General features: G+C 42.3%; 7 protein-coding genes (1 of these 7 running past the window's edge). 2 read left to right on the top strand and 5 right to left on the bottom strand.

All coding sequences use genetic code 11. The annotated features are described in order from the left end of the window. Positions 1-424: the final stretch of an erythromycin esterase family protein gene (locus T3H97_RS04900; protein ID WP_328801862.1), read on the top strand. The gene continues 893 nt to the left of window position 1, outside the view; the window shows 424 of its 1,317 coding nt (coding positions 894-1,317); the start codon falls outside the window, past its left edge; it ends in the stop codon at positions 422-424. A gap of 360 nt (positions 425-784) precedes the next feature. Here T3H97_RS04900 and T3H97_RS04895 read toward each other — a convergent pair whose 3' ends face one another. The 5 genes from T3H97_RS04895 to T3H97_RS04875 form a co-directional block, all read right to left on the bottom strand. Next, entirely contained in the window at positions 785-1,072 is a 288-nt protein-coding gene (locus T3H97_RS04895) for an alpha/beta fold hydrolase (RefSeq protein ID WP_328801861.1), read from the bottom strand. Between the two features lie 416 nt (positions 1,073-1,488). Beyond that, positions 1,489-2,664, bottom strand: a complete 1,176-nt coding sequence (locus T3H97_RS04890) for an MFS transporter (protein ID WP_328801860.1) — start codon at positions 2,662-2,664, stop codon at positions 1,489-1,491. A 24-nt stretch (positions 2,665-2,688) separates the two neighbouring features. After that, on the bottom strand, positions 2,689-3,507 hold the full coding sequence (locus T3H97_RS04885) for a MerR family transcriptional regulator (RefSeq protein ID WP_328801859.1): 819 nt from the start codon (positions 3,505-3,507) through the stop codon (positions 2,689-2,691). A gap of 567 nt (positions 3,508-4,074) precedes the next feature. After that, a complete protein-coding gene (locus tag T3H97_RS04880; RefSeq protein ID WP_328801858.1) occupies positions 4,075-5,067 on the bottom strand; it encodes a YiiG family protein in 993 nt (330 codons plus the stop codon). Positions 5,068-5,733: 666 nt separating this feature from the next. After that, the gene (locus T3H97_RS04875; protein WP_025720875.1) at positions 5,734-6,372 is read right to left on the bottom strand and encodes a glycoside hydrolase family 11 protein; all 639 of its coding nucleotides are present in this window, start codon (positions 6,370-6,372) and stop codon (positions 5,734-5,736) included. Between the two features lie 332 nt (positions 6,373-6,704). Here T3H97_RS04875 and T3H97_RS04870 point away from each other — a divergent pair, with 332 nt between their 5' ends. Further along, positions 6,705-6,908 carry a DUF6809 family protein gene (locus T3H97_RS04870; RefSeq protein WP_328801857.1) on the top strand — a complete coding sequence of 68 codons (204 nt, stop codon included), beginning with the start codon at positions 6,705-6,707 and terminating at the stop codon, positions 6,906-6,908. The last annotated feature ends 25 nt before the right edge of the window (positions 6,909-6,933 follow it).

Here is a 6,933-nt window from a genome sequence, read left to right as displayed (position 1 = left end):
GATGGCTGATGGCATGGTCAATGTGGGGCAGCTGCTGCGGGAGGATCCGGAACATCGTGTGTTTGCCGTTGGTTTCGGGACCTATCATGGCGAGGTACTAGCTGGAAGAGCTTGGGGAGCTCCGGTTGAGAAAATGACCGTGCCGCCCGGACAGCCAGGAAGCTGGGAGTATTGCATGCACCGGGCGGGAGACGGCCGGAATGGCATGGTAATACTCTCCGATGCATCTTCCATGCTGCATACGGTCATTGGCCACCGTGCCATCGGTGTGGTATATGAGCCTGCTCATGAGCGGTTCGGCAATTACGTGCCTTCCAGCATGGCGGATCGCTATGATGCGTTTGTTCATCTCGACCGGACCACCGCCCTTCAGCCACTGCCTATCCTTCAGCCGGTTGCAACGGATGCTTTATTTTCAGAATAACTGCTCGCAAGAACCGTCTGTGGGATGTAGGGTAGCTGGGTATAGTTTACCGTCAGGCTCCGGATAATAATTATAAGGCTGGCTCCAATATAAAACAGCGGCAGGCTCGGACTTTGTTTTTATCAGTCTGAGCCTGCCGCTGTTTTATTGAGGTAACGTGCACCAAGATGTTTCTTCCGGGTTGCTCTTTAAGGTTCAAAACTTCTTCCTTGAGATCCCCTTGGATGAGGGTTGCGTTCCAATTCATCTGGTGTTGCGTTTTCTTTCTTTAAAATGATTCGAGCAAAGAATCCAGTTTCAGAAGTGAAAACTTCTTAACACCCCATTATAATACTTTGATTCAAGGGATACCCAATCTATTCACGTATGGTTCTCACCTGTGACAAACTGTCGGATGCTATTAGCTAGTTCCTCCGCATGAGTAAGGACAAGCATATGATCGGCCCCTTCGATCTCGGCAAACCTAATTGCAGGTACACGTTTGAAGTGCTCGGCGATATTGTACATATCCGGCCATTCTATTGTTCCTTGTATAAATAACGTACTCGCTGCAATTTTTTCTAAACGTTCAATTGAAGGCGGCTCTGGCCAAAGGACCTCAAAGCTTTTCCACTCGGTGAATACCCTTGTCATGTAGTGAGTATGCATTTCAAAGTTCCACCTTGTTACCCTCCCCAATATGGTAATATTTTCTTGATTACCATTTTAATCATGACTGAACAAGCAGTCCATATTAAAAAAGATATTCACGTTTGAATAACTGCCCGTTAGCTTAATTAATGCCTCGTCATCTTGTGTATAGAGAACGAGAACTGCTGGGATTATGCGAAAAGTGATGAACAAACATGGCGGAGACATAGCTTGGACCATCTTCTACTCAACAGCCCAAAATATTTTTTTGCCTCTAAATCCCTCTCTTTGTCAGCAGAAATAAAGTATTAGACTGGCTCTTTAAATTGGACAGCGACAGCCAAGGACAAAAAAATAATATTTAGCTTCTGTCTTTTAAGACGATATAATATCATCATTGAAATCGCACTGGATGTGGGTATCCAGTCCATTTCTTATTTAGTAACCATAGGAGTTTTAGTCCTACTACTCATTTTTTTAAATAGTAAGATGGCAAGAAGTAAAGCTATGCATACAGCGGCAAAACCCAGCCAATTTAAGTACAGGACAGATGTACGACGGATGACAAGCCCGCCTAATCCAGATCCCAGTGCAAAACCAAATTGAATGAAAGACGTATTTACGCTAAAAGCAATGTCCGGATTTCGAGGCGCCAGAGTAACCAGATATAGTTGCTGGGCCGGGGAGATACTCCACGTTGCTAACATAAAAATCATTAAAATCAAAATTAATACCAAGAGATGGACACCGGCTAGTGCGAATAAAAGAAGCGTCACCCCCTGTAACAGAAGCCCGAGAAGAATGGTAAATTTCGAACCCTTTGCATCTGCCAATTGTCCGCCCACTCTTGACCCCACAAAGCTACAAATGCCTGCCAGGAACAGAACACCGCTAATTTCGGTCATGGAAAGAGAGGATGTCTCTTGCAAGAAAGGTGTAATATAAGTAAACAGTGTAGCATAGCCCCCGACATAAAATAACGTAATAACCAAGGCTATCAGAATGGTTGGATTTTTCAGAATGGAGAGTTGCATGCTGAGGGTAACCTTTTCTTCTTCTTTGATTGCCGGAACCTTTTTATAGATGATAAGTAATGGAAGAACACTTAATATACCGATTAAAATAAATAGAACTCTCCAGCCAAACACCTCACTAAAAAATGTGCCTATGGGAACACCGAGCACTAGCGAACTGCTAAGCCCCATCAAAATGATACCGATGGCATTGCCCCTTTTTTCTTTCTCAACCAGTCGCGTCGCTACGGCCATGGATACAACGGTAGCCATTCCTCCACTAGCTCCCTGGATTACTCGTAGCCATAGCAATGTTTCATAAGCAAGATCTGCAAACATTATACCGTTGCTGACAATAAACACACCAAGGGTGGTCATAAGTAGCTTCTTGCGATCTGCATTGATCGTAAGTGTGATCAAAATCGGAGAGGCAATGGCCGCAGCGAGAGCAAACACCGTCACTAGTAACCCAGCTTCGGAAGTAGATACCCCCAAGTCCAAAGCGATCATTTCAATGACTCCTGTAATAATATATTCAATGGTTCCGATCAAAAAAACTGCCAGTGCCAAGACGTAGATGATCCCTTTATTTTTCAATTCACTCCACTCTACCTTCTTCAGTTATCTATTTAGTATTGGAATTTGTATTTCGATGAATTGTGCATCTCGTTCTGGAGATAACGGTAAATACAGTTCCCTACCCGATTCGTTTTCTTTGATCTGATAGTTATTTTTCTCAATCCATTTCGCTAAATGAATACAGGCCGCACCATCAAATTTTGAATTTGAATGAAAAGCCATTGTGGCCATCATCGGTTCAGGAGGAAGAATCCGTAGCTGAAATGGCTCTGGAGATGATTGCAGCTCACAGGTTAAAAAATAACCGACTTCAAACTCAAACTCATCCTCTTTTCCGTCGATGTCTTTCCACAAAACAACCTGAGGGCCTTGGATCAGCTGGCGAATTTCCGTTGTTAATAACAAATCCAATTGACGAAATAACTCTGGAATGCCTTCTTCTCTTCCGTATGCTTTTTGAAAAAGAAATGTTTGAGCACCTCCTGCTTTGATTCTGATCTCTTGGCCCGTTTCGAATTGCCCCTCTCTTTCTATAAGCTGCATACGCTCCTCAATCCTGACAAGTTTGGCTTGTTCCGTATCGATAATTTGCTGGATTTCGCTTCGTTTCAGCTTAAACATACCTTGAATATTCTCCAATGTAATATCTTCCTGGAGCAGCTGTGTAATTTGGGGCAATGTAAAGCCCAATTCCTTATAAATTAAAATTCGGTTGAGCTCAAGAAGCTGATCTGCGGAATAGTACCGGTAGCCCGTATCTTGATCTACTTTTCTCGGCTTAAGTATGCCAATCTGGTCGTAATAACGCAGTGTTTTTAGGGAGACCTTGCTTAGCCTGGAAAATGCACTGATTTTGAACAAAATATCATCTCCAATCCATAACATAATGTGAGTATACAGTTTCCCGTGCAGGGGAAAGTCAAGGAGTGGATGCTGCTTCCACGCATTTTTTAATTTGTCAGTATTCTGACTGACTATTATATCGCCCTTTCTTAGGATTCTGTCCGTTCAAGCCTTAGTAATTAAGTTAATCTATCTATTGAAATATCCTTCCAAAAGATGCTTTTACTTATTTGAGAAATTTCTCTCATGCAGAATGTAGCACTAGCTATGTCCTAACTGTCCTTTAGCGAACAAAAGGATGCCACTTATCACGGCATCCTCTAGATATTCATTAATCGAGTTGAACAAAGCAGCCGATCACAAAGACCGGCTGCCCTTCTTGTTTCTATTAAGCTATCGTTTCTCGTTAGCGTAAAGACCAATTATGCTTAGAGATTCTTGTTCAAATACTCTTCGACTCTCCACCATTGTTTTTCTTTCCCTAGAATCGTTGCTACAGCATTATCCGCGTTCCATTCGCGGATAATGGCTTGTTCGTCACCAGAACTCCGTATTTGTTTTCGCAGCCCCTATCATTAGATACGCTTAATTTATTTCATTATATCGTTCGACTGCCTTGCTTAGCTTATAATTGAAATTCTCAGGTGTGCCATCCGTAGTGTTCAGGAACTGGCCGTTCAGGTCAGAATCAGATACAGGTTCCTTCTTATTGATGCGTTCAATGATTTTCGAAGCGGCCGCTTTTGCCTCAGTGGCTGAATCAATATAGTTCTTGATACTGAAGCTGTTAATCCCTTCTTTTTGAACTCGATTCTTGTCTTTTGAGATTGTCATGAGCGCACTCAGATCTGCGGTCATAATGTCGTATTTGGCTTTAAACTTCGTCATATCAAGCTGCAGCACATTGTCGGCGGTGATACCCTGCTCATCCATCTCAATGGCCGTAGCCTCGGCATCTATCATGAACTTCAAGGCATTATACCTGATCTGCTGATCTGAATCCTTGAGTTTTTGCAGTTCAGCCAGACGCTGCTCGTTACCCAATTTTTGCATAGCCGTGAAGTATTGTTTGGAGACAGTCTCGTAAGCGAGATTGGCACTTACCAGCTTGGTATGCAGCTGTTTTCCTTTTGCGAAATCATCATCCACGTAGCCTTTTGTATCATAGTAGGCTTTCATCTCGTCCAGGACGGACAACAGATCATTGATGACCGGTGTCAGTTTGATCACTACGGGGTCTGCGTTCGCAAAAGCAGGTTGGCTTGCGGTATAGCCGTTCGCTTTATCAACAACTTCCCGCTCAGTTTCAGCAACGCCGAGCATGATGAAGCTGAAGTTCTTCTCAATTACAGGCTGTGTATCAACTCCGAACTTCTCGAAATAATGAACCAGAACCTCATTGATTCTGCCTGTCATCAAGTTATTCAGCCTCACATACGCATTGTATTTTTCGATTTCTTTGCTCTCGCTGGACGTAACGCCTGCAGGCGCTTGATCCACGGTGGATGTAATGGCAGAACAAGCGGACAACATTGCACCTAACATGATAATGGCAATAAAGAATGATAGCTTTCTCAAAATAGTGATTCCTCCGACTGAGTAATTTAACATGCTTTTCTTTTGTAAAGATGTCTGAATAAGAGAGAGAACAACTGACCTCTTCTGGTCGATTAAATTCCCTCTTCGCCGCATATCAATGTTGATTGTGAAATAATCTACTCAATTTTAAATTTATTTGGTGAATAGGTCTTGAGACTTGAGAAGCATAATTTAAAATTTCTTTGTCGACACTTTAAAGAAGATGTAACATGAGTATGATAAGGCGACAAAGTGAAATAGCAAGTCGGAGTCAAAATCACCGCTCAATGTCAAGAACTTGATCTCATACATCAAAAAAAGCCGCATAATATGCGACTTTCAATAGGACGAAATACTATCGTTCTCCGTTAGCTTAGAAACATGTACGTGTGGATTACTCAACTGTGATCTTCAATCAATGAGATTTTTCCTTCCTTAATCTCGAAATTCGACCTTCTTTTTAATTGAACTTATTCCCAATTTTTACTCCGTTGGGAAAACCCACAGCAAGAATACCTTCATAATCGATTCCAATCTCTACTTTGTCATTTATTACACTATAATTGGTAATAGTCTGGCGACGACTGGAGAACATCATTGACGACTTTTCTGCCAACTCCTTAAATGATTGTATTCCTCTTGTTTCCGTAGTTTTTTCTCCAGTGGTTACCACACCGTTACGTTAGAGCTCCCGCTACTCTGATACCCCTCTGTCGCCAACACCTGGTAAGACCAGTTACTTCCCAGATTCATTCCTTTGCTCGCCCATGCTTTCACGTGGTTGCTGAAAGTGATCGTGGAGTTGCCCCCGGTCGGTCTCTTCGACTGTCGAACACTCCAGTACTGAATAAACGTCGTTTTTTGGCCTTCAATGGAAGGTGCGTCGTATCGCATTGTTGTGTAGATGTCATATGTGCCCCCATCACTGGTCACCGTACCTTTATACGTTCCGGTAGGTCGATAAGTCCCCCAGCTATCAACGACGTAATATTCGATGAGTGAGTTTCTCGTCCACCCGTAGAGAGCCAAATATCCATTACCGGACGGCGCCCAGACACCGGCATTGTAGTTAATCGTTCTGTTTGGCGATCCAGTAGTCCAGCCTTTGCCGACAACAAAATTCCCGGTATCCTTCCATGTTACGCTGTAATTACCGCCTGATCCATTAACAGCATTGACCGTCCCACCGCCATCGGTCCAATTTTGCCAATAGTCTGTCGCTGCACTTGAGGTTGTAGCAAATAACCCAAAACTCATGGAAGCTGCAAGAACTACCGTCATCATTTTCTTACTAAACTTAAACATACTCTACCTCCTAAAATTTTTGTGTTTGTTCCATATACCTGCTTGTTAGTTGATTCTCTTTACAGCACATCTCTTATACGTGCCATATCCCGTTTTTTACTTTTACCTCCTTTCTGTGTAAATTATAGAATAATAGCGTTTGCATATAAACCTAGCAAATTAAAGCTTTAACTCTATTATGTTTAGCTTTCTTTGAATCTTATAGAATAATTCCAGTATTACAGCGATGGGGAGCACCATCCGCCCCGCAGTGTCGCTTCATGTACATTTTCTAGCTTATAACTAAAAAACAAGGATAAACACTTAACTTTTCATAGGGAGGCATGATGAAAATGATTTTGGAGGATATGTATTATGGGAAATGGCGTCCTAGTGAACAGATAAATTCAAGCGACCCTGAGTCTCAAAAAGTGAAACAAAAAATTAGTGATCTCATGAAGTTGTTGAAAAGCAAATTATCAGCAGTCGAGTTTGATTCAATTGAAGTCATTGAAGTATTTAGCGAGGACAAAGAAATTGTTGATCGTAATAGATAGATGATGGAGAAGTTATGGTGGTGAG

This window comes from Paenibacillus sp. LX16 (genome assembly GCF_036252815.1).
GTDB classification, from domain to species: domain Bacteria; phylum Bacillota; class Bacilli; order Paenibacillales; family Paenibacillaceae; genus Paenibacillus; species Paenibacillus polymyxa_B.
The sequence above is the reverse complement of the archived record's forward strand: the minus strand, read 5'-3'. Positions and strand labels throughout refer to the sequence as shown.